A 22,368-nucleotide genomic window follows, 5' to 3' on the forward strand; every position below is an offset into this window, starting at 1 on the left:
GTCCTGCAGGCTCACTCCCGAGGATTCGCGGCGCGAAACGCGGCCGCCGTCGCGTCCATCGTTTCGAACGACGCCCCCGGTTTCGAGCGAACGTGTTGCAGGAACGCTTCGAGGCGCACCAGGCGATGTGCTTGCCCGATGACCTGCGGGTGGAGCGTCAGGACGAACACACCGTCGTCGACGTGTTCGTACATCCAGTCGAACTGGTCGTACCACTTCTGGAAGATGGCGTCCTCCGGGACGTAGCCCATCCGGTGCGGTCGTGACCACGTGTAGGTGAACGGTGGAAAGTCGTCGCGCTCCCACGACACCGGCAACTCGACGATGTCCGTCGGTTCACCGCGCTCGTACGGTCCGTCTGCGGGCGCTTTCCACCCGCCGTTCAGGTAGTGGGGCCGAAAGTCGGCCGCCATGACGCTCGAATCCCACTCGAAGTCTAGTTCCTGCAGGATGTCCAGCGTGTGTTCGGAGAAGTCCCACGCTGGAGAGGCGTATCCAGTCGGCCGTTTCCCGGTGAGGTCACGAATCGACTCGATGCCGCGTTCGACGTCCGCTTTCTCCGCTTCCTTGCTCTCGTACGTCGACGGCCCCCGGTGTGTCCAGCCGTGGTGCTGCACACCGTGTCCCTGGTCGTGTACCTCACCACAAATCTCGGGGAAGCTCTCGATGGTGTGACCGGGGATACACCACGTCGTCGGGATGTCGTACTCGTCGAAGAGGTCGAGCAGTCTGGGCGCACCGACGTCCGCGCCGTAGACACCCCGGGAGTGCCGCGTCGGCATGTCCCACGAATCGTACGACCAGAGCCAGGTCGAGACGGCGTCGAAGTGAACCGAGAGACAGACTGTCGCGTTCGTCATTGTCTAGCAAAACGGCGTATATCTCGATAAACGTCTGGCTTGCTGTACTCATTTTTTCGAGAACGGTCGGTCGTACTCCGTCAAGAGAAAGCAGGTCTCGGCACTCACGACTCGGAATCGGTGTACTCCCCATCGTGAACGTAGCCTCTCGCTCCGCCGATGCCGGCTGTGTGGTCCCGAAAGGTCCAGAAGCAGGTCCGGCACGTCTCCCGTTTCGAACGCGACCGCGCATTCGTTCGACGGGGAGACTGCACGTCACAGTTCCTGGGTGGCTGTCGTAAACGGTGTGATGGCGACGGTCCGCCGGGAGACCGAGGAGATGCGGAGCACGAACGAGAACACGACGGCGAGTGGTGCGACTGACGCCGTCGCTGCGACCGGAGCCAACAGCGACAGTGTCTGCGAGGAGAGTACCGGCTCCGACGAGACTGCGAACAGGAGGAGCATCCCCATGGAGACGAACACCCCCGGAACACCGACGTAGAGGAGTTGACGGGAGAGCCGCGACAGTTCGTCCTGCATGTACAGCGACTTCAGGTACTGCCGGGCGACGTCTATCTGCTGGAGCAAGACGACGAGTTCGTCCAGCGCGTCGTTGCCCTCCTCGTCGAGCACGTCCGCGTAGTCGCTCTGGAGCTCCCGCGCACGGTAGATGTGCTTCGAGTAGTTGGTGGTCAGCGTCGCCGACAGCGCGTGGAAGATGCCCGTGTCCGACTGCTGGAGCAGGCTGTCGACCTGGTCGATGTGTTCGAGCAGGTCGTCGACAAGCCCATCGAGTAACTCCTGCGCCGACTGGTCGTCGACCGTCTCGAACGCGTCATCGAGGCGGTTGATGGCTTTCCGGGTCGCGCGCAGCAGGAGGTGGAGGAACTCCGTGGGTGTCACTGGCGCAACGTGCTCTTCGGGCAACGTCTCGATGACCGACCGGCGGTACTCGTTCGTCTCTTCGATTTGTTGTCGGAGTTCGCCCGGCGTCCCGAGTTGCCGCGAGACGACGAGTTGGTTGATGGAGACGATGATGGTGATGAGGGTGAAGTTGCCGCCGGTTAGCGCACTGAACAGGTACATCAGCGGCTGGCGAGCGGTCGACGTGAAGTCACCGAGGGCCGCCAGCCCGAAGAAGATGCTCAGCGCCAGTACCAGGATGAGTGAGGCGACGACCAACCGATTGCCGAGCAGAAAGAACCGTTCGACCGGGTGGTCGATGAGTCGCCCGGATGTCGCTGTTTCGCTCGCCGATGTGACGTTGGTGTCCGACGAGAATATGTCGTTCATACCACATTTAAAGCGCCTATCGAGTTAATCGACCGGCTTGCAGTGGAAATATCGGTGGTCGCAGCCACGCTCTGCAGGCCCGTCGTCGGTTCCTCGAGGCCCCACTTCGTCCCAGTCCGCTCTTCGACTTCGGAGGAGAAATCAGAGGCCTCGGCACTCATAGGGTTCGTCACCACCCGGGAGCCACCCGGGTTCGGAACGGTGCCGTCGTCATCGGCCATCTAGAGGGACACGAGTCGACGACAAGAGGATTGTCACTTTCGCCGGCGTCGAATTGCCCAAACACTCCAGAAATTGAAAAATCCAAAACGCCTCAAGAACGGTAGTAGAACATAATTACCGGCCGAACAGGACAGATAGGTAACCGTCTCGTTAATAGCGTTGGCGATAAACTGTACGATTGTACACGGAATGGGGTTGGGAGAACGCGTCTCCGTACCGATGCGTGAGTCGACGCTCGGCCGGCAGGGCAGTCGATTCCGTCATTCCGGTGCAGGGCAATCATGAGCGAACACGAACAGACAGACACCACTGACACCCACGACCGAATCCAGAGCGACGAGTTGTTCGAAGCACTCGCGGACCGCAATCGCCGCGAAGCACTGTTTCACCTCCGACAGAACCGGCTGGCGACGGTCGACGAGTTGGCCGTCGTCGCAGCGGTTCCGGACGACGACGCCGACGCGGTCCGTGCCGAGCTGGTGAACGAGCACCTCCCGGTACTCGAATCGCTCGGGCTGGTCGCCGTCGACGAGGACGAAGAACACGTCGAGTTGGTCGCCGACCCGAACGATTTGGCCGAGTGGCTCGACTTAGCGATGAAACGTGACGTCGTCGGCGATGGGAGTGGCGAGGGTGTCACGGCGGCGGACGACACGGTGGCGAACGAGGAGATCAAGGTTCTGCTGGTCGACGATGCACCCGATTTCGTGAGTGCCGTCGCGGACCTGCTCGAACGGGAGCACGACGACCTCGACGTGCTGACGGCGACGAGTGCACCGGACGCCTTCACCGTCTTGAAGAACGAGCACATCGACTGCATCGTCAGCGACTACAAGATGCCCGCAATCGACGGGCTGGAGTTCCTCGACGCGGTCAGGGACGAGTACCCAGGCGTTTCGTTCATCATGTTCACGAACAAGGGGAGCGACTGGGCAGCGGACGAGGCGGTCGCCATCGGTGTGAACGACTACCTCCAGAAGGAGGCGAACCCAGAGGGGTACGAGAAACTCGTCGCTTCGATACGCTCTGCGGTTCGTGGTGAGTCCCCAACTCGGTGAGTTGACCGGTGACTGCGAGTGAGCGAGCGAGCGACGGGCCGCCGACCTACGGAGATGCGACCATGCCGACCGGCCCGCTCACCGATACTGGCCGGGTTCGAGTACTGCACGTCGACGACGAGCAGGACTTCGTCGAGACGGTGGCAGCGTTCCTCGAGCGTGAGAACGACGGTCTCGACGTGACGACTCGAACGAGCGTCACCGACGCGCTGGAGGCACTGGACGATTCGTTCGACTGTATCGTGAGTGACTACGAGATGCCGGGGATGGACGGACTGGAATTCCTCGAAGCCGTCAGAGAGACGCATCCGAGCCTCCCGTTCATCCTGTTTACGGGTCGCGGGTCCGAGGAAATCGCCGGCGAGGCACTCTCGGCGGGCGCGACCGGCTACCTCCGAAAAAACGGTGGGACCGCACAGTTCACCGTCTTAGCGAACGACATCTACGAGGCCGTCTCGAAAGTGCGCGCGGAGACGAACTATCGCGAGCTATTCACTGCGACGGCCGACGGAATCCTCGTTCTCGACCCGGAGACCGGGACCATCGTCGACGCGAATCCCGGTTTCTGTGACATCGTCGGCCGTAGCCTCGACTCCCTGACTGGGCGGCAGTTCGACGCCGTCGCGAGCGAACGGCGCGACGAGGAAACTGCTCCCGGCCGAGTCGACGAGCGAGACGACCAAAGGTTTTCGAACGCGGTGTTGTGTGATTGGTTAGAGCGCACACTCGACGATGGGACCCAGACCTTCGAGTGGGAGGTCGTCGGTGGCGATGGCGAGTCGCTGTGGGTCGAACTCCAGTGTAACCCCACCCGACTGGGTGGTGAGGAGCGTGTGCTGGCACTGGTTCGAGACATCTCGGACCGCAAGTCACGCAAGCGCGAACTGAAGCGCCGAGAGAAGGAACTCGACGAGGCGAGAGAGCGCTACCGGTCGCTGGTCTCGAACGTCGAAGACTACGCGGTCTGTGAACTCGACGAATCGGGCCACATCGTTCGCTGGAACGAGACGGTCGCACGAGTCGCTGGCTACAGCGAGGACGAGGCGCTTGGACTACACTTCGGAGCACTCTACACCGACGAGGACACCGCCGAGGGGTTGCCGGAGCGACTGCTCGACGAAGCGAATCGGACGGGGCGTGCAGAAGACCAGGGCTGGCGGGTCCGCAGCGACGGCTCGCGGTTCTGGGCGACCGTCGTCTTCTCCGCACTCGACCACGGGGCGGGCGATGGTGCCTACGAGGTGTTGATTCGTGACCTCTCCGAGGCCAGAGAGCGCGAGAAGATTCTCGCGAGGGTACAGGACCGGTATCAGCAACTGGTCGAACAGAACCTCGTCGGTATCTACGTCATTCAGAACGACTCGTTCGCGTACGCGAACCCACGACTAGCGGAGATATTCGGCTACGAACCGGAGGAGTTGATGGACGGCCGGTCGCCGCTCGACCTCATCAGCGAAGAGTATCACGACGAGGTCAGCGACCGACTTCGTCGACGACTCGACGGCGAGGTGAAGCAGATGGAGTACCAGTTCGAAGGCGTCCGCGCCGACGGCGAACACATCCTCGTCGAGGTGCACGGCAGCGCCATCGAGTACGACGGTGCGCCTGCCGTGATGGGGTCGCTCGTCGACGTGACTGAGCGCGAAGAGCGCCGAGAGGAGCTACTGCGATACCGCCACATCTTCGAAGCGATGGGCGACGGCGCGTACAAACTCGACCGTGACGGTCGTGTGACCGACTGCAACCGGGCGGCAGAGACCATCACGGGGTACGACCGCGACGACCTCGTCGGTGAACACGTCTCGCTCGTCTTGAGTGAGGCAGACATCGAACAGTGCGAACAGGGGATTCAGGAACTGCTCACGGCGGCAGACGAGCGGGTGAAGCGATACGAAGTCGCCGTCAGACGGCCAGATGGCGAAACCGTTCCGTGTGAGCTGACGATGACTATCCTTCCGCTCGGCCCACACAACGAGTTGCGTGGCACTGTCGGCGTCCTCAGAGACCTCTCTGCGGTGAAAGAGCGTGAGCGGAGTTACGAGGCCATCTTCAACCAGACCTACCAGTTCATCGGCTTACTCGACCCCGATGGGACGGTACGTGAGGTGAACGAGACCGCGCTCTCGTTCGGCGGGCTGGACAAGGCCGAGGTCGTCGGAAAGCCCATGTGGGAGACCACGTGGCTCGGCGACGAAGGGTCCAGAGCCCACCTGCGCCAACTCATCGAACGGGCCGCAGACGGCGAGTTCGTCCGGAGCGAGCTGACGGTCTGTGGCCCGGGCCGGTCCGCAGTCACCGACTTCTCCATCAAACCGGTGACGAACGAGCAGGGCGACGTGGTCTTGCTCATCCCAGAGGCGAGAGACATCACCGACCGAGTGAGCATCGAACGTGAGTTGCGTGAGAGTCGGCGAAAGTTCTCGACGCTCCTGTCGAACCTGCCCGGGATGGCCTATCGCTGTGCAAACGAACCGGCGTGGCCGATGGAGTTCGTCAGCGACGGCTGTGTCGGCCTGACAGGGTACGAGAGACACGAGTTAGAGTCCCACGAGGTGAACTTCGGGACCCACGTCACCCACCCAGACGACCGGGACGAGGTGTGGGAGGCGGTACAGGCTGCGCTCGACGCGGGCGAGCCGTTCGAACTCACCTACCGCATCGTCACGAAAGACGGCGACGTTCGCTGGGTCTGGGAACAGGGTGAGGGCATCTACGACGACGACGACAAACTGGTCGCGCTCGAAGGGTTCATGAGCGACGTAACGCAGCGCCGGAAGATGGAAGAAGAGCTCAGAATCGCAGAGCGGTCAATGCGAGAGTTGGCGGCTGTGGCCTCCCGCGCCGACCTCGATTTCGAGACGAAGCTACGACGAATCCTCGCCATCGGTCGTGACCGACTCGGGATGGAGAACGGCCATCTGACTCGCATCAACAGAGGGACCGATTCACGCGAGGTCGTCGCCGTCAGTGGGGACGATGCGGCAGTCAGTGAGGGCGACGTCGCCCCGCTTTCGGAGGCCCACTGTGGAACGACGATGGCCATGGATGGAGTCTATTGCATCCCAGACGCTGGCGCAGACGCTGAGACGCGATTCCGGTCGTACGTCGGGACCAGAGTCGCCGTCCACAACCGACTCTTCGGGACGGTGTGTTTCGTCGACAGCGAGCCCCACGAACCGTTCACGGACGCCCAGCAGACGTTCGTCACGCTCGTCGCCCAGTGGGTCCAGTTCGAACTCGAACGAGACACGTACGAGCGACAGTTGATGCGCGAGAACGAACGACTGGACGACTTCGCCAGCGTGGTGAGTCACGACCTTCGGAACCCGCTCGACGTCATCTCGGTGAATCTCGAACTCGCCAGAGAAGACGGGACGCTGGAGCGACTCGACGCCATCGAACGTGCCACCGTCCGGATGCGCGAACTCATCGAGGACCTCCTGACCCTGACGCGGCAGGGGCGAGTGGTCGGTGAGACCGCGCAGGTCGACATCGGGGAAGCCGTCAGAGCAGCGTGGAAACACGTCGAGACGGGCAGTGCGACGCTCACAGCCGACGACGACCTCGGCACTATCGTCGCGGACGAGCCACGACTCGTGCAGGTGTTCGAGAACCTGTTCAGAAACGCGATAGAACACGCCGACAGCGACGTGACGGTCGCGGTCGGTGCGCTCCCGTCCGGGTTCTTCGTCGAGGACGACGGCCCGGGCATCCCCGCGGCCGAGCGTGGCCGCGTGTTCGACCACGGCTACACGACGACGGGTACCGGGACGGGATTCGGCCTCTCGATAGTTCACGGTATCTGTGCGGCGCACCAGTGGGACGTTCGTGCGACCGAGGGCGACGCCGGTGGCACACGCATCGAGGTGACGTTTCCACCGACCGCCACGCTGACCGAAGCAGACGACTACCCACTCGAAACGAGTCGGTGACGTGTTCGCTGACTGCCACGCTGGCCGAGGGGTCGTCAGGGTCTCACTCGACACCACAGCCATCGCAGGGTGTCGTTTTTCCTGTCGGCGGTCGTACTCCCTGACGTGACTCGTTTCGTCTGTTACGGCGGCAAGGGCGGCGTCGGAAAGACGACGCTCTCGGCCGCGACCGGACTGGCGCTGGCCGAGCGCGGCCTGCGGACGCTCGTCGTCTCGACCGACCCGGCACACTCGCTCGGTGACGCCTTCGAGACGGTCGTCGGTGGCGAACCAGTCGAACTCGCCGAGAACTGCTGGGGTGTCGAGGTCTCACCCGAGACTGGACAGGCCGCGTATCGGCGCGTCGTGGAGGCCCTCGTCGCGGACTTCCGCGACGCTGGCGTCCGCATCGACGAGGAGACGCTAGAGGAACTGTTCGCCGCGGGCCTCGTCCCGGGTGGCGACGAAGTCGCCGCACTGGAGTACGTCGCCGAGTACGCGGCCAGCGACGAGTGGGACGTGGTCGTCCTCGACACCGCTCCGACCGGCCACACGCTCCGACTGCTCGACCTGCCAGACGTGCTGTCGTCGGCGCTCGGGGCCGCAGGAGAGGTACAGGGACAGGTCCGACGACTGGTCGATTCGGCCAGAAGCGCCATGATGGGCCCAGCGGCCTTCTTCGGGCGAAACCGTGACGAACCCGACGCCGTGGTCGAGTGGCGTGAGCGACTCCACGCCGTCAGCGACCTGCTGCGCGACCCGGAGCGGACCGAGTTCCGGCCGGTTTTGCTCCCCGAAGCGATGGCAATCTCGGAGACGGAGCGACTCGTCGAGCAGTTAGAGGCCGCCGACGTGCCGGTCGGGCCGCTCGTGGTCAACCGCGTTCTCGAATCCGACGACTGCGACTGTGCACGTTGTTCGACTCGGAAAGCGCTCCACGACGAACGACTCGCGGAGGTCGACAGGGCGTTTCCCGACCGCGAGGTGTCTACGCTCCCGCTACTCGACGGTGAGGCACAGGGGCAAGACGCGCTGCTGACGCTGGCGGGACGCATCGGCGAGACGTTCGACTGGGACGCCAGTCAGTGAGTCAGCCGGGAACGAATCGCCGGGTCAGGCGAACGAAGCAGGGTCGAGAAAGTCGTCGGAGTCGCGCTCTTTGTAGGTTCCCTCGGCCTCGACGCTCACGACCTCATCACGCGTGCAGTCGTACGCACTCAGCCGGTTTCCGTACACACACCCCGTGTCGAGGCCGATTGCGTGGTCAGAGACGAACGCCGAGGAGAACACGCGGTGGCCGAAACACACCCGCTGTTTGCCGGAGTATAGTTCCCACCAGTAGGGCCGGCCACTGCCCGACCCGGCCAGTGAGCCGGTCTCCATGAGGTCCTGTGGGACGTGCGAGGCGAGCGGTTTGCGTGGGTCGATGCCGCCGTGGACCACGACGAAGTCGTCCCACGAGATGGCGACCGGGAGCGAGGCGAGCCAGTTGCAGTGGTCGTCTTCGAGGTCTGGAACCTCGGTCTGGCCGTCGAGATACTTCTGCTCGTGATTCCCCCGAACGGAGAGCATGTTCGGTGCGTCACGAACCCGTTCGACGACGCCCACACTGTCCGGGCCACGGGTGACGAGGTCGCCGACGAACACGACGAGGTCCCGCTCGCTCGGGTCGAGAGCGGAGAGTAAGGCGTCGAGCGTCGCACGGCAGCCGTGGACGTCACCGACGACGTACACGTCACGCCAGTCGTCGCTGGAGACACGTCGGTGCTGACGGCTGACGGCGTCGCCGAAACGGGGAGCGGTCATACGGTTCGCTACGTCGCCACCCCACAGAAAGGTTCGTACTGTTCCGGTTATCGTGGATGTCTGACGATGTGGACGTCGTACTGTGGGTCGTCCGAGATGGGCGACCCGACGCTCGCGAGGGGTGACGAGACGCGACCGGCGTTCTCGCTCCCGACGAATAGGATACTCGCACCCACTTCGCTGGCGACTTCACGGATGCGCCGGACCACGTCGAGCGTCACGTCGGCGACCGGTTCGACGTTCTCGATGAGTTCACAGCGGTACTCTGCGTCCGGCGCGAGGTCGTGGACGCGCTGGCGTAGTTTCCGTTCGACGACGCCCACGTCGAAGGTGTCTTCGGCGTCGAGCCAGCCGCGTTCTCTGGCGTAGTCAGGGTCGTCCGGAACGAGCGTGAGCACGACCAGCGTCTCGTTTCGGAAGTCGGCGAACTCGCGGGCACGGGAGAGCGCGGCGGTCGAGAGTTCGGACCCGTCGTACGGCACGAGGATAGACATGACAGATGGTACGCATCCCACCGAGATGAAACTAGGCCCGTCCCGGGACGGGTCAGCGACGTGCTGCCGACGCCACTATGCCGACACCACTAGTGTCACTCCTCGTGACCGACGGTGGACTGTGGGTGCTCGGACGTTTCGACCGTCCCCGACAGTTCTCGCTGTGGCGCGGGCAGCGAGATTCCGGCCGCATCGTAGCGCGCTTTGACCGCTTCGACGTAGTCCGAGCGGATACGCACGAAGTCCGTGCGGGCCGGCTGGCTAATCCAGAAGCGTGAATCGAGAATCACCGCCGAGTCGCCGAGTTCTCGGATACGGACGGTCGGGCCGGGCCGGTCCAGAATCTCCTCGTTGGCGAGCGCTTCCTCGACGAGAACCTCCTGTGCGAGGTCGAGGTCGTCGTCGTAGCCGACGCCGAACGAGGCGGTGACCCGGAGCCGGTCTTTCGCGACCGGGTTCGTGATGGCGTTCTTGGTCAACTCCGAGTTCGGCACCGTGACGAGTTCGTTGTCGAACGTGTGGATGTGGGTCACCCGGAAGCTGATGTCCTCGATGATGCCCTCTTTGTCCTTCCAGCGAATCCAGTCGCCGATGTTGTACGTCGGGTCGACGACGATGAACACGCCACTGACGAAGTTGCCGAGGACGTCCTTCGACGCGAAGCCGATGGCGATGGTCGCCCCGGCAGTGATGGCTTCGGTCGCCGCCAGATAGCTCGCGAGTCCGGAGACGGTGACCGCGGTGAACAGCCCGAACACCCCGATTCCTGCGTGGAGTAGCTTCAGAAAGGGCAGTTCCCACGTGTCGTCCACGTCGGCCGCGTCGAGGACCCACTTCACGACCGGCAGCAGTAGATAGCGCCCGGGGAGGTAGATAGCCAGCACTACCGCGACGAATATCGCGGCTTCTTGCAACACTTCGCTCAGCCTCACGAACACCTCCTGGGCGCTCCGCAACTGTGCCATTCGACGTGACACTGCGACGGCAGGGGCCTTAGTACAGGGGGACCGAATCGAGTTGCGGCGGGGCGTCGAGGCGAAACACCTTCGCCAGTCGGCCGTCTCACTTCGAGTATGCCCCTCGGAGAGAGCGACGCCGACACCATCGCCTACGAGCTGAGCCAGTCCGACTTCGACGCCGTCGAGCGCGGTGGCCTTCGCGCCGCGTGGAACGTCGAGGGGACCGAGATTACCGTCGTCGAACTCGACGGCGACGAGTCGGTGACGTACAACGCCGAAGACCTCGTGCGCGCGACCTCCGACCAGGAGGTCGAGAACGCGCGAAACACGGCACAAACCCTCTGAGACGGGGAGATGAGACGGAGAGAAATGTTTGGGCCAGGTGAACTCAGCTGTCGGTGCCGACTGAATCCTCGATGAGCGTCTTCACGGCTCTTCGAAACCGTTCGGACGCCGCGTTCTCAGAGATGCCGAGTCGGTCCCCGAGTTCGGCCAGTGTACTCTCACGCGGAATGGAGAGATAGCCGCTTTCTACGGCTGCAACCAGTAACTCGCGTTGTGCAGGCGTGAGTTTCGGACCGTCGCCAGCGCCGAACTCTGTCGCTTCGTAGATGCGGTCGAACGTGAACGGGATATCCGACTCCAGGCAGAAGTTGTACACCCGTTCGAACGCCTCTCTGCTGGGGAACCGGACGCGAATCCGCCAGCCTTCGTCGGTGCCGATGGCCCCCTGCACGACGCCGCCACCCGCCATGAAGTGCGGCATGAGGGACGTGTCCCGTCCGAGGTCGGTCAGCGTCACGAGGTAGAGCCGTCGCCGGTCGACGACCGTGAGGACGGTCGTCTCGTGGACGCTCGGGTCGTCGGCGAGCGCCGCTTTCACGGCCGCGAAGTCGTCACTCGTTATCCAGACGAGCATCTGTACGGGGCCGTCGGACCCACCATACGTCTCCTCCCAGATGACTTCGATGTCTGGAACGCGTTGCAATGGCACTCGGAGGATGGGGTGGTCGACGACGAATTCAGCGATGAGCATCAGCGATTTGTAGCGTGTCGTTGAACGCGACCGAAGTATATGAAGATTGATTACAATTTTGTGTCGGTAGCCAACCGCATCCTTGCTACCCCCGTCCTACCGCTTAGAAGTTTACTCTCTGCGTAAACATACCCCTGGCCATGTCACGGGAGACGTATTGTCTATAAACCGTTACAACCTCCCAAAGCATCGAACGATTCGACCTCGTTCTGCCACTCTCCTACCGCCAATAACGCAAGATTTCGGGGCAGTACTAATTCTATCGGGGACGAAGACACCCCAACTCATACACAAGTTTGAAGATAGACAAGACTTATGCGTGTACTGCGAAGAGCGAGAATTATGGCTCCCTCCAGACGGTCCCTGCTTCGGACGGTCGGCTTCTCACTCACCGGCGGCGCACTGGCGTCGCTGAGCGGTTGCGTGGGTGACTCGCCCGCCGCCGGCACCGGCGGCACGACCGACGACCCGACGACGACCGCCACGAGTTCGGAATCGACCGACGCATCGGACGAGTCCAAACCGAGCGGTGACCTCCCGAAACTGGCCGAGTGGCTCCCTTCGCCCGCGAACACGCCGTTCTACGACGGCTACGGCGTCGAGTACTACGACATCGCCGCCATCGAGTCTCGGAAGGACGCCCTCCACGAGAACGCCTACGAACGCCTGACGACTGAGGCGGCACGTTCCAGCAACACTCGGAAACTGTTCCCCGACTACGACCTCGCCCCGCTCGATGCCGTACTTGACTTCGGCAGACACGCCGAGGTCGCCTTCGGTTCGTTCGACACCGATGCACTGCAGGACCAACTCTCAGGCGTCAGAGGGACGTACGACGACGGGGAGGAACACACCGGCACCCACCTCGACCGCTACCGCGGGTTCGACCTGTACGACATTGGGGCGGTCCTCGCCGTCTCCGAGGACGCCATCGTGACGCCAGGGTGGTTACCCGAAGAGGCACGACCCTACGTCGAGGCTATCCTCGACGCGAAGGCGGGAGAAATCGACCGGTACGCCGATACGAACGACTACGTGAGCGCGATGCTCGGCCTCGTCGACGACCCGCACGCGCTGACCTGCTATCCGGAGGCGATGGGTGGCAATTCAACTCGCGGGTTCAGGGCAGACGAAATCACCGGCGGGCTGAAATCGTGGCGCTTCGGCGCGGAGACGACGCACCTCACGTACGCGAATACGTATCCCGATGCCGAGAGCGCGACGGCTGAGAAGCTACAGGGCTACATCGACAGCGAGTCCGACCGCTTCGGCTCGTTCGACGGACTCGACGCCCAGCAGAACGGCGGGACGGTCTGGGCGACCGGAACGACGCCGACGGGTGAGTTCGACCACCTCTCGCCCGGTGGCCCCGGCGACGGCGTCCACACGTCCAACTGACCCGGAGCAAAAGCGGCCTCAGATACCCGTCGGCACGTCGAAGAACGTCGTCTCGAACGACTCCTCCCACTCCGTCTCGATCCACGACTGGAGGTTTCTGACGCCGAACGTCTCGGTCGCGTAGTGGCCCGCGAGAATCACGGTCAGGCCGGCTTCTTTCGCTTCGTGGTACGTCTTTTGCTTCCCTTCACCCATGACGAGCGCGTCGAGACCGAGGTCGGCCGCCTCGTCGACGTAGCCCGAGCCGTCACCCGTGGTGATGCCGACGTCCTCTATCTCGTCCGGTCCGTGGTCGAGCACCTGTACGGGCTGGTCGCCGGTCGACAGTTCGTCGGCGAGCAGTTCGCGGAGGTCTTCGCTCGTCGTCGCTTCGGTGAGGCGACCCCGGAGACCCACGGTCTCGGGACCGACCTGCCCGAATCCCTCGCGCCAGTCGAGGTCGAGCAAGTCGGCGATACCCGCGGCGTTCCCGAGTGTCGGGTGCGAGTCGAGGGGCAGGTGCGAGACGTACAGCGCCACGTCGTTCTCGATGAGCGGCGCGACTCGCTTGTAGTGGCGCCCGGTCACGCGTTCGATGCCGCCCCACGAGATGCCGTGGTGACAGACGATGGCGTCTGCGTCCCACTCGGCAGCGAGGTCGAACGTCTCGGCGACGCCGTCGGTCGCGAACGCGACCCGCTCGACCTGGGCCGTCTCCGGGCCGACCTGCAAGCCGTTGGGGCTGGCGTCGATGTCGGCGAAATCAGCAGTGCGAAGCTCCTCGTCGAGACGGTCACAGAAGGCGGCGAGTTGCATGTGCGCACCCACGGGTTCCGGTGGCTTGTACGCGGCGGTACAGGCCAGTGACACGAACCCTCACTGTCGTGGGTCACCACTCAACTGTGCCCCGCGAGTAGCCAGAAGTACCCGTCCCCGTGACGGGTGAGCGGACCAATCGAGGTGACACGCTATGGGTAAATTCCGCAAGGCAATGCGCGCATGGCGTCGAATGCCACGACGATTCAGACGACGAATCAAACACAAAGCACGGCGTCTGACGAGGCGGGTTACGTGACGTCTGTCGACGACGCGTAACACGCCCGCCGCTCTCCGTTCCTCGCGACACCATCCCCACGAGCAGTCGTACCGTCTATCGTGAACTGCCGCGTGAACGTGACGACGAATCGAGCAACTGTCAGTGACACCGAACCGGGCGTCTCTGAGCGACGGGCGACCAGTGGCCACCTCCACGTGTCCTGCTGTACCGGAATGCAGCATCGCCATCGGTATCGGTCTGTTTTTAAACTGGACCGGCTGAGTTCCCAGTAGGTCTTTTCGATACAATGAGAGATCGAATACACAGTATAGATACCCTCCGAGCAGTCGCTATCTTCTTCATCGTCGTCGCCCACGTCCAACCGTTTCGTGGCTTCGAACCGTACGGGAACTACGTCTATTTCGTCGTCGACACCGTCGGTCAGTTCGACGTTCCCTTCTTCTTCCTCACCTCCGGCTACTTCCTCGCAGAGGCACTCAACGCCGACAACGTCACGGCCAAGATTCGTGGCACCACTCGAAAGCTCGGGTCACTCTTCCTGTTCGGCAGAGTCGTCTCTATCACGACCACCGTCGCGCTCGCTCTCTGGGCCGGCGACGCCGTGACCACCGTCCTCATCGACGACGGACTCGGCGAATACTCCCTGCTCGAGTTCTTCTACTACGGCAACGCACTCACCGTTCCGCTGTGGTTCTTGACGGCGCTCCTCTTCGCCATCGTCTTCGTCGCGTGCTTCGTCAAATTCGAGAAGACGCGCTATCTCTTGCCCGTCGCTGCGCTCGTCCACCTCGTCGGCATCGTCGGCACGAACTATCAGATGCTCGCGGACGTGCCGTTCCGAACGCGGGACGCCCTCTTCTTCGGGTTCTTCTACGTCGCACTCGGGTACACGGTCAACGAGAGAGACTGGACACCTCGCGAGGACCGGAGTCACGTCTACCTCGGCGCGGTGTGTGTGTTCGTCGTGGCACAACTCGTCGAGCAGTACGCGATCGGCTACCTCATCCGCGACAACGTCTTCGGGCAGGAGATTTACCTGACAGCGTACACCCTCTCGACAGTGTTCTTCGTCCTCGCCGTCTTCGCGTACGCGCTGTCGAACCCGCAGTGGGGGAAGAATACGGTACTCCCGAAGGTGGGGCGACACGCCCTCGGCATCTATCTACTGCACGTGCCAGTGTTCCGGGCCATTCACGCGTCGAAACGGCTGTGGATGCCGGCGCTCGGGTTCGACGTTACGTCGACGCTCCTGTGGCAACTGGCCATCACGCCCGTCGTGTACGTCCTGTCGCTGGCGGTCTACCTCTCGCTGGCGAGGGTGAACGTCATCGAACTCGACGGCAGCCACTTCCTGTGGCTCCACCGTCTCAAGTCACGCACGTCACGCGCTGTGCAGTCGGGACGCGGAAATTGGTCGAAGAGCGACTGAAACTCCTGTCGCTGCCGGTCTACTTTTCGTCGCAGAAAGGGCGAGTCGAGCCGATACTGGCTACCGGTTCGCCGCGTCCGCGAACACGAATTCTCGCAGCAACTTCCCGCCGAGTGCGGCGGCCTGCCCGTCGTCGCGGTCGTTCACTTCGACCACGTCGAAGCCCGTGACGGTGCCAGACTCGCCGAGAGCGCGAACCACGTCTCGCATCTCGCGCGACGACAGTCCGAACGGTTCCATCGTCCCGGTGCCGGGCGCGAACGCCGGGTCTGCTCCGTCGATGTCGACCGAGAGGTACACCTCGCGGTCGCCGAAATCCGGTTCCCAGTCGGCAACGTCTTCGGGGGCGACGACGGTCACGTCGGCCTGTGCCGCCCGGTTCCACTCCTCCTCGGAACCGGTTCTGGCACCCAGAATCACGGCTTCGTCGGCGATATCGAGGACGTGTCTCGTCACGGTGGCGTGACTCAACTCGTTCCCATCGTACTCGGCTCTGAGGTCGAGGTGGGCGTCGAGACAGACGAACACGTCAGGTTCGACCGCGCGGACGTTCGCCAGCGTGACGGTGTGTTCCCCGCCGAGCAAGAGCGGGACCGCGTCGTCCCACACGACGTCAGTACAGACACCGCGGAGGTAGTCCAGATACTCCTCGGCGTCGTCCCACGCCCGCACGTCGCCGTGGTCGTGGACTGACAGTTCGGAGAAGCGCTGTGCTGTGCGATGGTCGTAGTCGTCGTAGGTTTCGGAAAAGTGCCGGATGCGGTCCGGTCCGAACCGCGTGCCCGGCTGGAAGGTCGTCGAGATGTCGAGTGGAGCCCCGACGACCACGTACGCTGCGTCAGCGCGGTCGGCGACGGCTCCCGGGAACATCTAGACGATTTTTCGCTGTTCGTCGAGTTCGAGGTATTCGATTTCGTCGTCCGGCGACGCGTCGAAGTCTGCGGGAATGGACATCGTAATCGTCTCGTACGTCTCGAGATCCATGACCTGTGCGACGGTGTCGGACTCGACAGCGACGATCTGGCCCTGCTTTCGCTCGATGATGGGAACCCAGCACTTCGCGTCGACGGGCTGGGACATGGAGCGCTTCTTGCCGTCGAACACACCGACAGCCTCGACGCGGGCCTTTGCACTGCCGTGCTTGCCCGGCTTGGCTGTGGAGTAGTGGTTGATCTTACAGGCGGCGTCGTCGATAACCACGTAGCTGCCCTCGCGAAGGTCACGAACTTCCTTTTGCTCTTTAGCCATACTCCGGCGTTCTTCCCGCGTTGGTATAAACCGTTTGGAACGCCACAGTCGGTCGATGGCAGTGCTACGACGCCGGTCTGCCGTGGGGCCGGTACGAATACAACTCATAATTCTGGCATTAGCATAAATTATAAGCGTATTCATGTTGTGTGCTAGCATGGTATAGCACCATGGCCACCACAGAACCCGGAATGGAACTGTTCGGGAGAGAGACCGCCTTCGAATACTCCGAGACGTGGGTCGGATACGCCCTGCTCGGGATGCGGTTGACGATGGGGTGGGTGCTGTTCTACGCCGGTATCGACAAACTCCTCGCAGGTGATTGGTCGGCACGGGGATTCCTCATGGGCGCGGCGAACGGCGAGAACTTCCTCGCTGGCTTCTGGGAGACGATGGCCGCCGACTGGCTGTGGCTAATCGACCCCCTGAACGTGTGGGGGCTGACCCTCACCGGCCTCGCCCTGTTATTGGGCGCGTTCGTTCGCTGGAGCGCGTTCTGGGCAGCAGTGATGATGCTGTTCTACTGGCTCGCGAGCTTCCCGCTTGAGCACTCGTTCGTCGTCGACGACCACGTCGTCTACGCGATGCTCCTGTTCGGGCTCGGCGCGTTCGGGGCGGGCCGCATCCTCGGTATCGATATGTGGCTGGAAGACACGTCGGTAGTCCAGCAGTATCCGGCGCTCCGGTACCTGCTGGGCTGAGCGACGCCCAGCCGCAGCCCCGGGGTTCGCCGTGCTTTCGACCCCGGTGCGATCACACATCAATACAAATATAAATTCTCGTGTGACGTCTTCGGGGACATGAGTACCACCACACTGCGGCCCGAGACGAGTTCCGTCGCGAAAATCTACTACGCCGACGAACAGCCCGTACAGGTCGACGCCGCGTTCGTCATCGAGGGCTGGGATTGGGTCGTCGGCTTCGACCAGCTCCGGACCGAGGACTACGACTACGTCTCCATCCCCATCGACCGCGTCATCGGCGTCATGTCGCCGACGTACACCCAGTTCTCGCACAACGGCCGCCGAGTGACTGCCTACGGTGTCGACGACGTGGAAGTCGAGGAGTTCCTGCACCTGCTCCCGTTGTAAGTAATAGACAGAAATTCTACTAAAATTGGCTTCCGGGAATAGCCTTTGTACTGGCTATCGTCATTTCAACTGATGGCAGAAGTTCGCGGTATCGTTCGCCGATACTACGCCTACTACTGTACCAATGCGTACGGGTTCTATCTGCCCGTAAGCGTGCTATACCTCCTCGAAGTCCACGGGTTCGGTCTCGCCCAAATCGGCGCCATCAAGGCCGTGTTCTCGTTCGCCCTCGTCGCCGCCGAGATTCCGACGGGCTACGTCGGGGACCGCCTCGGCAGGCGGGCGAGTCTCGCACTCGGGAACGCCCTGTCTGCGGTCGCTCTCACGGCCTACGTCTTCCTCGACTCGCCAGTCGAGTACATGGCCCTCAACGTCGTCTGGGCTATCGGCTGGGCGTTTCGGTCGGGGACCGGCGACGCGTGGCTGTACGAGTTGCTCGCCAGCCACGGCGAGGCCGACGAGTACGCCCGGATTCGTGGCCGATCGAGTACCTTGCTCCTCGTCACCTCTGCCGTCACCGCGCTGGCGGCTGGCTTCCTGGCGACCGTCGACTGGGCGGTTCCGTTCCTCGCCAACGCGGCACTGTCCGCCCTCGGTGTGCCGCTCTTACTGACGCTCCCTCGGGTCGAAACCTGCGCCGACGGCTCCGAAGCGCCCTGTGACGACGTGTTCGGCGTCGGCGACGCCGTGCGAACGCTCCGGTTGCAGGTCGGTCGTCCCGAGGTCCGCTGGCTGGTCGTCTACGCCGCCCTCTTTGCGGGGTTGTTCGGCCTGACCCGAGCGTTCGAACAGCCGGCCGCAGCGGCCGTCGGTGTCCCGCTCCCGGCCTTCGGCGTGCTGTACGCCTGCTTCAAACTGGTGTCGGCGACGGCGGCCGCGACGACTGGCTGGCTCGAAGACCGCCTCGGCGTCGCCGGTGTGTTTCTGCTGGCCGCGCCAGTGCTTGGACTGGTCTACGCGAGCGCGCTCGTCGTCCCGGTGCTGGTCGTCCCGGTGCTGTTCGCCAACCGGACCGTCAACACGGTGCTGCAGCCGGTCAGGAACCAGTACCTCAACGACCGACTGGCGAACGTCGGCCGAGCGACCGTCCTTTCGGGAGCCTCGATGGTCCTCTCGCTCGCCTCCGGCGTCGCGGCCCTGACCGGCGGCGTCGTCGCGGAAGCAGTCGGTCCGGTCCAGACCCTCGCCTTCGCCGGCATCGCTGTCGCCGTCGTCGCTGGCGGGTTGTGGATAGCGGTCTCTCCCGTCCGGCCACTCGCCGGTGTCAGTCGAGGTGCGGGGGAGTCGGCGACCAGCGACTGAAAACCGGTTTCTCCCCGCCTTCAGGCCTGTTCGACGACCCGTGCCACTCGCGACAGCCCTTCTTCCAGTTCCTCGGTCGGCAGGCCGAAGCCGAGTCGCCAGTAGTCGTCGTAGCCGAACAGGTCGCCCGGAGCCAAGACGACGCTCTCCTCCTCGACGACGGCGGTACAGAACTCACGGCCGTCGGCGAAGCCCTCGGGTACCGAGACGAACCCGTTCACGCCGACGGGGTCGAACCAGTCGAGGTCGTGTTCCTCGACGAACTCACGGACGATGTCGCGGTTCGTCTGGGCGAGTTCGCGGTTCTCAGCCAGAATCTCGTCTTCCTGCTCGCCGAGTGCCTGTCGTGCGACGTGCTGGCCGAAGATGGGCGGCGAGATGGTCGTGTAGTCCTTCCACTCGACTGCGTCCTGTACCACGTCTTCTGATCCGACGATCCACCCGAAACGGAGTCCAGCCAGCCCGTAGGCTTTGGTCAGGCTGGTCGTCGAGATGCCGTACTCACCCATGCTGGCGACCGGCGGAACCGGGTCGTCGACGAGCAGTCGGTACACCTCGTCACAGAGCAGGTAGGCGTCGTTGTCGGCCGCGAGGTCGTACAGCTCCCGGACTTTCGCCTCGTCGTGATACCGCCCGGTCGGGTTGTTCGGGTTGTTCAGCACGACGAGTTTCGTCTCGTCGCGCATCGCGTCCGCGACGGCGTCCACGTCGAGTCGCCAGTCCCCGTCGGTGAGCGAGACGCGAGTCACGTCGCCGACGGCATCGGGCACCGCGTGCAGCGCTTGATAGGTCGGTGTGACGACGACGGCGTGGTCGCCCTCGTCGAGCAGCGAGAGGAACACGAGCAGGTTCGCCTCCTGTGTCCCGCAGGTGAAACACACTTCGTCTGGACCGCGCCCGTAGCGCTCGCCGATTTCGGCTCGGAACTCGGGGTCGCCGTCGGTCGGGATGACGTAGTTCAACTCGCCGGGGTCGGTGTCGAACCGGTCCGAGTCGAGCGGGCGGATGCCCGACTCGGCGAGCATGATATCCGCGCCGTGTTCGTGTTTGCCGAACCAGCGTTCCAGCCCGAAGGCGTCGATGTTCATCGCTCGTGACTCGCCCCGGACGCGCAAAAAGTCGACGGACCCACAGCGACCGGTGCCCAGACGAACCCGTATACTGTTAGCCGCAAGTACCATTACTAATGGCACGAATCCCGGCGCATGCGACCACCTGTCTGTCGGGTCTGCGGCGTGGACTTCCGTGAGGAGGGGCCGACCGGCCCGGGCGACCTCCTCACGTTCGCGATGACCGGCGACGACCCGACCGACCCCGATTCGACGACCGAGACTGGCCATCGTTCCTACGCCGACTGGTTCTGTGGAAGACACGTAGAGCCGGCGAGACGACTCAGACACCTCACACTCGCCGACGCGGTGGCCCGGCTTCGAGGCGACGAAGAAACACGGTAACGGGCAAACAGTCGACGACCCGACACACGCGGGACGACAGACGAACGACAGTGGCAGGCCCTGCCCTACCGCCATGCCGCTCCGCCGACCCGCCGCCCCGGCTTCTACCCGTTACTCCCGCCCACGACGCTCTCGCAAGTTCTGACGGGTGAACTGCGGTTGAGCACGGATGCCTTTCTTGTCGCGGAACGACCACCAGAGCATGACACCTGCGATGAGGCCGATGGCAGCGGAGACGCCCGCCGCGTACACCGACGCCCCCTGATACAGATACGCCGTCGACAGCAGCGAGAACGAGAAGACCAGCCCGTAGACGAGTCGTTTCGCGAGGCGGTCGATGATACCCGCGGAGTCCTGGAACTCGACTTGTACGGTGAGATTGCCGCGCTGGGCTCGGTCGAGCGTCTGTTCGAGTTTCGGTGGGATACGGACTGCCGACTGCGCAGCGTCCCACGCCTGGTCTTTCGTCTGGTCGACGAACTGTTTTATCGACTCCTCGCGGTAGCCCTCTTCGGTGAGGTAGTCCGTCGCCGTCTCGATGAAGTCGAAGTTCGAGTCGAGCGTGACACAGACGCCCTCGACGACCGTGGCGACCCGGAGGACGAGCGCGAGGTTCGCCGGCAATCGGAACGGGAACTCGTAGATGGAGTCCTCGATTTGGCCGACAATCTGGTTCACGCGATACTGCTCGATGTCGTCGCCGCGGGCGTCCGCGATGGCGAGTTCCATCACCTCGCCCATCACCTGCCGGTCGGCAGTGGGCGAGAGCGTCCCGATGGCGATGAGTGAATCGAGGATACCGTCGATGTCCTGATTCGCGACGGCGATGTAGAACTCGACGATCTTCTCCTGCACGAACTCGTCGACGTGGCCGGACATCCCGAAGTCGTAGAAGACGATAGACCCGTCCGCTTGCACCGCGAGGTTACCCGGGTGCGGGTCGGCGTGGAAGACGCCGTCTTCGATGATCATCTGGAGATAGGCGCGCTGGAGTGTCTCGGCCACCTCGGTTCGGTCGACGCCCGCTTCGTCGAGCGTCGACACGTCGTTTATCTTCATCCCAGAGACGTACTCCATCGTGAGCACGCGCTCGCTGGAGTAGTCGTCGAGCACGTTCGGGATGACGATGTCTTCGTCGTCCGCGAAGTTCGTCCGAATCTCGGTCAGCATCCGGGCCTCGCGAGTGTAGTCCATCTCCTCGCGGATGGTCTTCGCGAACTCGTCGGCGAGGTTTTCGAGCGAGAACGCCCGTGCTTCGCCGACGAATCGGAGTAACAGTGGGAGCGACCACTTGATGACCGTGAGGTCTGCGTTCACCAGCGGTTCGATACCCGGCCGACGGACTTTCACCGCGACCTGTTCGCCGCCGACGCGGGCGAGGTACACCTGGCCCAGACTCGCGCCGCTGATGGGTTCGGTGTCGAACTCGTCGAACACGTCGTCGATGGGGCCTAACTCGGCTTCGACGACCTTCTCGGCCTCGTCCCACGAGGCTGCCGGGACGTCGTCCTGCAGCGACGCCAGCACCTCGATGTACTCCGTTGGAAGGATGTCGGGTCGTGTCGAGAGCAACTGACCCAGTTTGATGAACGTCGGACCGAGCGTCAGAAGTGATTCGAGCAATCGCTCTGCGCGGTCGACACGCGTCTCGGCGTCGACCTGTCGTCGCCCCCCGAACAGGAGGTACTTCCGACGGTCACGAGCGTACGCGAGCAGGAGCGGCAGGAACTGTCGTGCGACGACGGTGAATCGCCAGTAGGCGCGCGGATTGACCAGCGTAACCACCTAG

General features: G+C 63.4%; 22 protein-coding genes. 10 read left to right on the forward strand and 12 right to left on the reverse strand.

The genetic code is table 11. From position 1 onward, the window contains the following. Positions 1–11: 11 nt before the first annotated feature. The 3 genes from ACSC1P_RS03875 to ACSC1P_RS03885 all read right to left on the reverse strand — a co-directional run bounded on the left by ACSC1P_RS03875 (position 12) and on the right by ACSC1P_RS03885 (position 2,356). The gene (locus ACSC1P_RS03875; RefSeq protein ID WP_435358816.1) at positions 12–860 is read right to left on the reverse strand and encodes a polysaccharide deacetylase family protein; all 849 of its coding nucleotides are present in this window, start codon (positions 858–860) and stop codon (positions 12–14) included. A 255-nt stretch (positions 861–1,115) separates the two neighbouring features. Then, on the reverse strand, positions 1,116–2,135 hold the full coding sequence (locus ACSC1P_RS03880; RefSeq protein WP_435358817.1) for a DUF7972 family membrane protein: 1,020 nt from the start codon (positions 2,133–2,135) through the stop codon (positions 1,116–1,118). After that, positions 2,132–2,356, reverse strand: coding sequence for a hypothetical protein (locus ACSC1P_RS03885; RefSeq protein WP_435358818.1), 225 nt, complete (start codon positions 2,354–2,356; stop codon positions 2,132–2,134). Before ACSC1P_RS03885 ends, ACSC1P_RS03880 begins: the two co-directional genes overlap by 4 nt. A 282-nt stretch (positions 2,357–2,638) precedes the next feature. Between ACSC1P_RS03885 and ACSC1P_RS03890 the strand changes: the two genes are divergently transcribed. The 3 genes from ACSC1P_RS03890 to ACSC1P_RS03900 all read left to right on the forward strand — a co-directional run bounded on the left by ACSC1P_RS03890 (position 2,639) and on the right by ACSC1P_RS03900 (position 8,415). Continuing rightward, a complete protein-coding gene (locus ACSC1P_RS03890; protein ID WP_435358819.1) occupies positions 2,639–3,415 on the forward strand; it encodes a response regulator in 777 nt (258 codons plus the stop codon). Positions 3,416–3,423: 8 nt separating this feature from the next. Beyond that, on the forward strand, positions 3,424–7,347 hold the full coding sequence (locus ACSC1P_RS03895; protein ID WP_435358820.1) for a PAS domain S-box protein: 3,924 nt from the start codon (positions 3,424–3,426) through the stop codon (positions 7,345–7,347). A 105-nt stretch (positions 7,348–7,452) separates the two neighbouring features. Then, positions 7,453–8,415: an ArsA family ATPase gene (locus ACSC1P_RS03900; RefSeq protein ID WP_435358821.1), complete on the forward strand. Its 963-nt coding sequence runs from the start codon at positions 7,453–7,455 to the stop codon at positions 8,413–8,415. Between the two features lie 24 nt (positions 8,416–8,439). Here ACSC1P_RS03900 and ACSC1P_RS03905 read toward each other — a convergent pair whose 3' ends face one another. The 3 genes from ACSC1P_RS03905 to ACSC1P_RS03915 all read right to left on the reverse strand — a co-directional run bounded on the left by ACSC1P_RS03905 (position 8,440) and on the right by ACSC1P_RS03915 (position 10,558). Continuing rightward, positions 8,440–9,132, reverse strand: a complete 693-nt coding sequence (locus ACSC1P_RS03905; protein WP_435358822.1) for a metallophosphoesterase family protein — start codon at positions 9,130–9,132, stop codon at positions 8,440–8,442. A 47-nt stretch (positions 9,133–9,179) separates the two neighbouring features. Next, a complete protein-coding gene (locus ACSC1P_RS03910; RefSeq protein WP_435358823.1) occupies positions 9,180–9,626 on the reverse strand; it encodes a universal stress protein in 447 nt (148 codons plus the stop codon). 95 nt (positions 9,627–9,721) lie between these two features. Beyond that, entirely contained in the window at positions 9,722–10,558 is an 837-nt protein-coding gene (locus ACSC1P_RS03915; protein ID WP_435358824.1) for a mechanosensitive ion channel family protein, read from the reverse strand. A gap of 141 nt (positions 10,559–10,699) precedes the next feature. Between ACSC1P_RS03915 and ACSC1P_RS03920 the strand changes: the two genes are divergently transcribed. Then, complete coding sequence (locus ACSC1P_RS03920; protein ID WP_435358825.1) at positions 10,700–10,930, forward strand: hypothetical protein; 231 nt, start codon at positions 10,700–10,702, stop codon at positions 10,928–10,930. A 43-nt stretch (positions 10,931–10,973) separates the two neighbouring features. Here ACSC1P_RS03920 and ACSC1P_RS03925 read toward each other — a convergent pair whose 3' ends face one another. Beyond that, positions 10,974–11,621, reverse strand: a complete 648-nt coding sequence (locus tag ACSC1P_RS03925) for a helix-turn-helix domain-containing protein (protein WP_435358826.1) — start codon at positions 11,619–11,621, stop codon at positions 10,974–10,976. A gap of 342 nt (positions 11,622–11,963) precedes the next feature. Here ACSC1P_RS03925 and ACSC1P_RS03930 point away from each other — a divergent pair, with 342 nt between their 5' ends. Further along, on the forward strand, positions 11,964–13,019 hold the full coding sequence (locus ACSC1P_RS03930; RefSeq protein WP_435358827.1) for a hypothetical protein: 1,056 nt from the start codon (positions 11,964–11,966) through the stop codon (positions 13,017–13,019). Between the two features lie 18 nt (positions 13,020–13,037). Here ACSC1P_RS03930 and ACSC1P_RS03935 read toward each other — a convergent pair whose 3' ends face one another. Then, positions 13,038–13,814 carry a Nif3-like dinuclear metal center hexameric protein gene (locus tag ACSC1P_RS03935; RefSeq protein WP_435360256.1) on the reverse strand — a complete coding sequence of 259 codons (777 nt, stop codon included), beginning with the start codon at positions 13,812–13,814 and terminating at the stop codon, positions 13,038–13,040. A 527-nt stretch (positions 13,815–14,341) separates the two neighbouring features. On the opposite strand from ACSC1P_RS03935, the gene ACSC1P_RS03940 reads away from it, so the two are divergent. After that, positions 14,342–15,484: an acyltransferase gene (locus tag ACSC1P_RS03940; protein ID WP_435358828.1), complete on the forward strand. Its 1,143-nt coding sequence runs from the start codon at positions 14,342–14,344 to the stop codon at positions 15,482–15,484. Between the two features lie 60 nt (positions 15,485–15,544). On the opposite strand, the gene speB is transcribed toward ACSC1P_RS03940, so the two are convergent. Next, a complete protein-coding gene (gene speB, locus ACSC1P_RS03945) occupies positions 15,545–16,354 on the reverse strand; it encodes an agmatinase (RefSeq protein ID WP_435358829.1) in 810 nt (269 codons plus the stop codon). Beyond that, entirely contained in the window at positions 16,355–16,732 is a 378-nt protein-coding gene (locus tag ACSC1P_RS03950) for a translation initiation factor IF-5A (protein ID WP_435358830.1), read from the reverse strand. Positions 16,733–16,902: 170 nt separating this feature from the next. Between ACSC1P_RS03950 and ACSC1P_RS03955 the strand changes: the two genes are divergently transcribed. From ACSC1P_RS03955 to ACSC1P_RS03965, 3 genes are all read left to right on the forward strand, one after another. Next, positions 16,903–17,433, forward strand: coding sequence for a DoxX family membrane protein (locus tag ACSC1P_RS03955; protein ID WP_435358831.1), 531 nt, complete (start codon positions 16,903–16,905; stop codon positions 17,431–17,433). A gap of 99 nt (positions 17,434–17,532) precedes the next feature. Then, on the forward strand, positions 17,533–17,823 hold the full coding sequence (locus tag ACSC1P_RS03960; RefSeq protein WP_435358832.1) for a hypothetical protein: 291 nt from the start codon (positions 17,533–17,535) through the stop codon (positions 17,821–17,823). Positions 17,824–17,895: 72 nt separating this feature from the next. Continuing rightward, positions 17,896–19,125, forward strand: a complete 1,230-nt coding sequence (locus ACSC1P_RS03965; protein ID WP_435358833.1) for an MFS transporter — start codon at positions 17,896–17,898, stop codon at positions 19,123–19,125. 20 nt (positions 19,126–19,145) lie between these two features. Here the strand turns inward: ACSC1P_RS03965 and ACSC1P_RS03970 are convergent, their stop codons facing one another. After that, positions 19,146–20,213, reverse strand: a complete 1,068-nt coding sequence (locus ACSC1P_RS03970; RefSeq protein WP_435358834.1) for an aminotransferase class I/II-fold pyridoxal phosphate-dependent enzyme — start codon at positions 20,211–20,213, stop codon at positions 19,146–19,148. Between the two features lie 117 nt (positions 20,214–20,330). On the opposite strand from ACSC1P_RS03970, the gene ACSC1P_RS03975 reads away from it, so the two are divergent. Further along, positions 20,331–20,579 carry a hypothetical protein gene (locus ACSC1P_RS03975; protein ID WP_435358835.1) on the forward strand — a complete coding sequence of 83 codons (249 nt, stop codon included), beginning with the start codon at positions 20,331–20,333 and terminating at the stop codon, positions 20,577–20,579. Positions 20,580–20,690: 111 nt separating this feature from the next. Here the strand turns inward: ACSC1P_RS03975 and ACSC1P_RS03980 are convergent, their stop codons facing one another. Further along, a complete protein-coding gene (locus ACSC1P_RS03980) occupies positions 20,691–22,364 on the reverse strand; it encodes an ABC1 kinase family protein (protein WP_435358836.1) in 1,674 nt (557 codons plus the stop codon). Positions 22,365–22,368 lie beyond the last annotated feature (4 nt).

The organism is Haloarchaeobius caseinilyticus, assembly GCF_051207395.1.
Lineage (GTDB): Archaea > Halobacteriota > Halobacteria > Halobacteriales > Natrialbaceae > Haloarchaeobius.

What these genes read in the sequence shown, in the direction of transcription:
- ACSC1P_RS03930 (WP_435358827.1), top strand. Translation starts at nt 11,964, where the DNA reads ATGGCTCCCTCCAGACGGTCCCTGCTTCGGACGGTCGGCTTCTCACTC.
- ACSC1P_RS03885 (WP_435358818.1), bottom strand. Translation starts at nt 2,356, where the DNA reads ATGGCCGATGACGACGGCACCGTTCCGAACCCGGGTGGCTCCCGGGTG.
- ACSC1P_RS03890 (WP_435358819.1), top strand. Translation starts at nt 2,639, where the DNA reads ATGAGCGAACACGAACAGACAGACACCACTGACACCCACGACCGAATC.
- ACSC1P_RS03975 (WP_435358835.1), top strand. Translation starts at nt 20,331, where the DNA reads ATGCGACCACCTGTCTGTCGGGTCTGCGGCGTGGACTTCCGTGAGGAG.
- ACSC1P_RS03920 (WP_435358825.1), top strand. Translation starts at nt 10,700, where the DNA reads ATGCCCCTCGGAGAGAGCGACGCCGACACCATCGCCTACGAGCTGAGC.
- ACSC1P_RS03960 (WP_435358832.1), top strand. Translation starts at nt 17,533, where the DNA reads ATGAGTACCACCACACTGCGGCCCGAGACGAGTTCCGTCGCGAAAATC.
- ACSC1P_RS03935 (WP_435360256.1), bottom strand. Translation starts at nt 13,814, where the DNA reads ATGCAACTCGCCGCCTTCTGTGACCGTCTCGACGAGGAGCTTCGCACT.
- ACSC1P_RS03880 (WP_435358817.1), bottom strand. Translation starts at nt 2,135, where the DNA reads ATGAACGACATATTCTCGTCGGACACCAACGTCACATCGGCGAGCGAA.
- ACSC1P_RS03965 (WP_435358833.1), top strand. Translation starts at nt 17,896, where the DNA reads ATGGCAGAAGTTCGCGGTATCGTTCGCCGATACTACGCCTACTACTGT.
- ACSC1P_RS03905 (WP_435358822.1), bottom strand. Translation starts at nt 9,132, where the DNA reads ATGACCGCTCCCCGTTTCGGCGACGCCGTCAGCCGTCAGCACCGACGT.
- ACSC1P_RS03925 (WP_435358826.1), bottom strand. Translation starts at nt 11,621, where the DNA reads ATGCTCATCGCTGAATTCGTCGTCGACCACCCCATCCTCCGAGTGCCA.
- ACSC1P_RS03940 (WP_435358828.1), top strand. Translation starts at nt 14,342, where the DNA reads ATGAGAGATCGAATACACAGTATAGATACCCTCCGAGCAGTCGCTATC.
- speB (WP_435358829.1), bottom strand. Translation starts at nt 16,354, where the DNA reads ATGTTCCCGGGAGCCGTCGCCGACCGCGCTGACGCAGCGTACGTGGTC.
- ACSC1P_RS03875 (WP_435358816.1), bottom strand. Translation starts at nt 860, where the DNA reads ATGACGAACGCGACAGTCTGTCTCTCGGTTCACTTCGACGCCGTCTCG.
- ACSC1P_RS03950 (WP_435358830.1), bottom strand. Translation starts at nt 16,732, where the DNA reads ATGGCTAAAGAGCAAAAGGAAGTTCGTGACCTTCGCGAGGGCAGCTAC.
- ACSC1P_RS03970 (WP_435358834.1), bottom strand. Translation starts at nt 20,213, where the DNA reads ATGAACATCGACGCCTTCGGGCTGGAACGCTGGTTCGGCAAACACGAA.
- ACSC1P_RS03955 (WP_435358831.1), top strand. Translation starts at nt 16,903, where the DNA reads ATGGCCACCACAGAACCCGGAATGGAACTGTTCGGGAGAGAGACCGCC.
- ACSC1P_RS03910 (WP_435358823.1), bottom strand. Translation starts at nt 9,626, where the DNA reads ATGTCTATCCTCGTGCCGTACGACGGGTCCGAACTCTCGACCGCCGCG.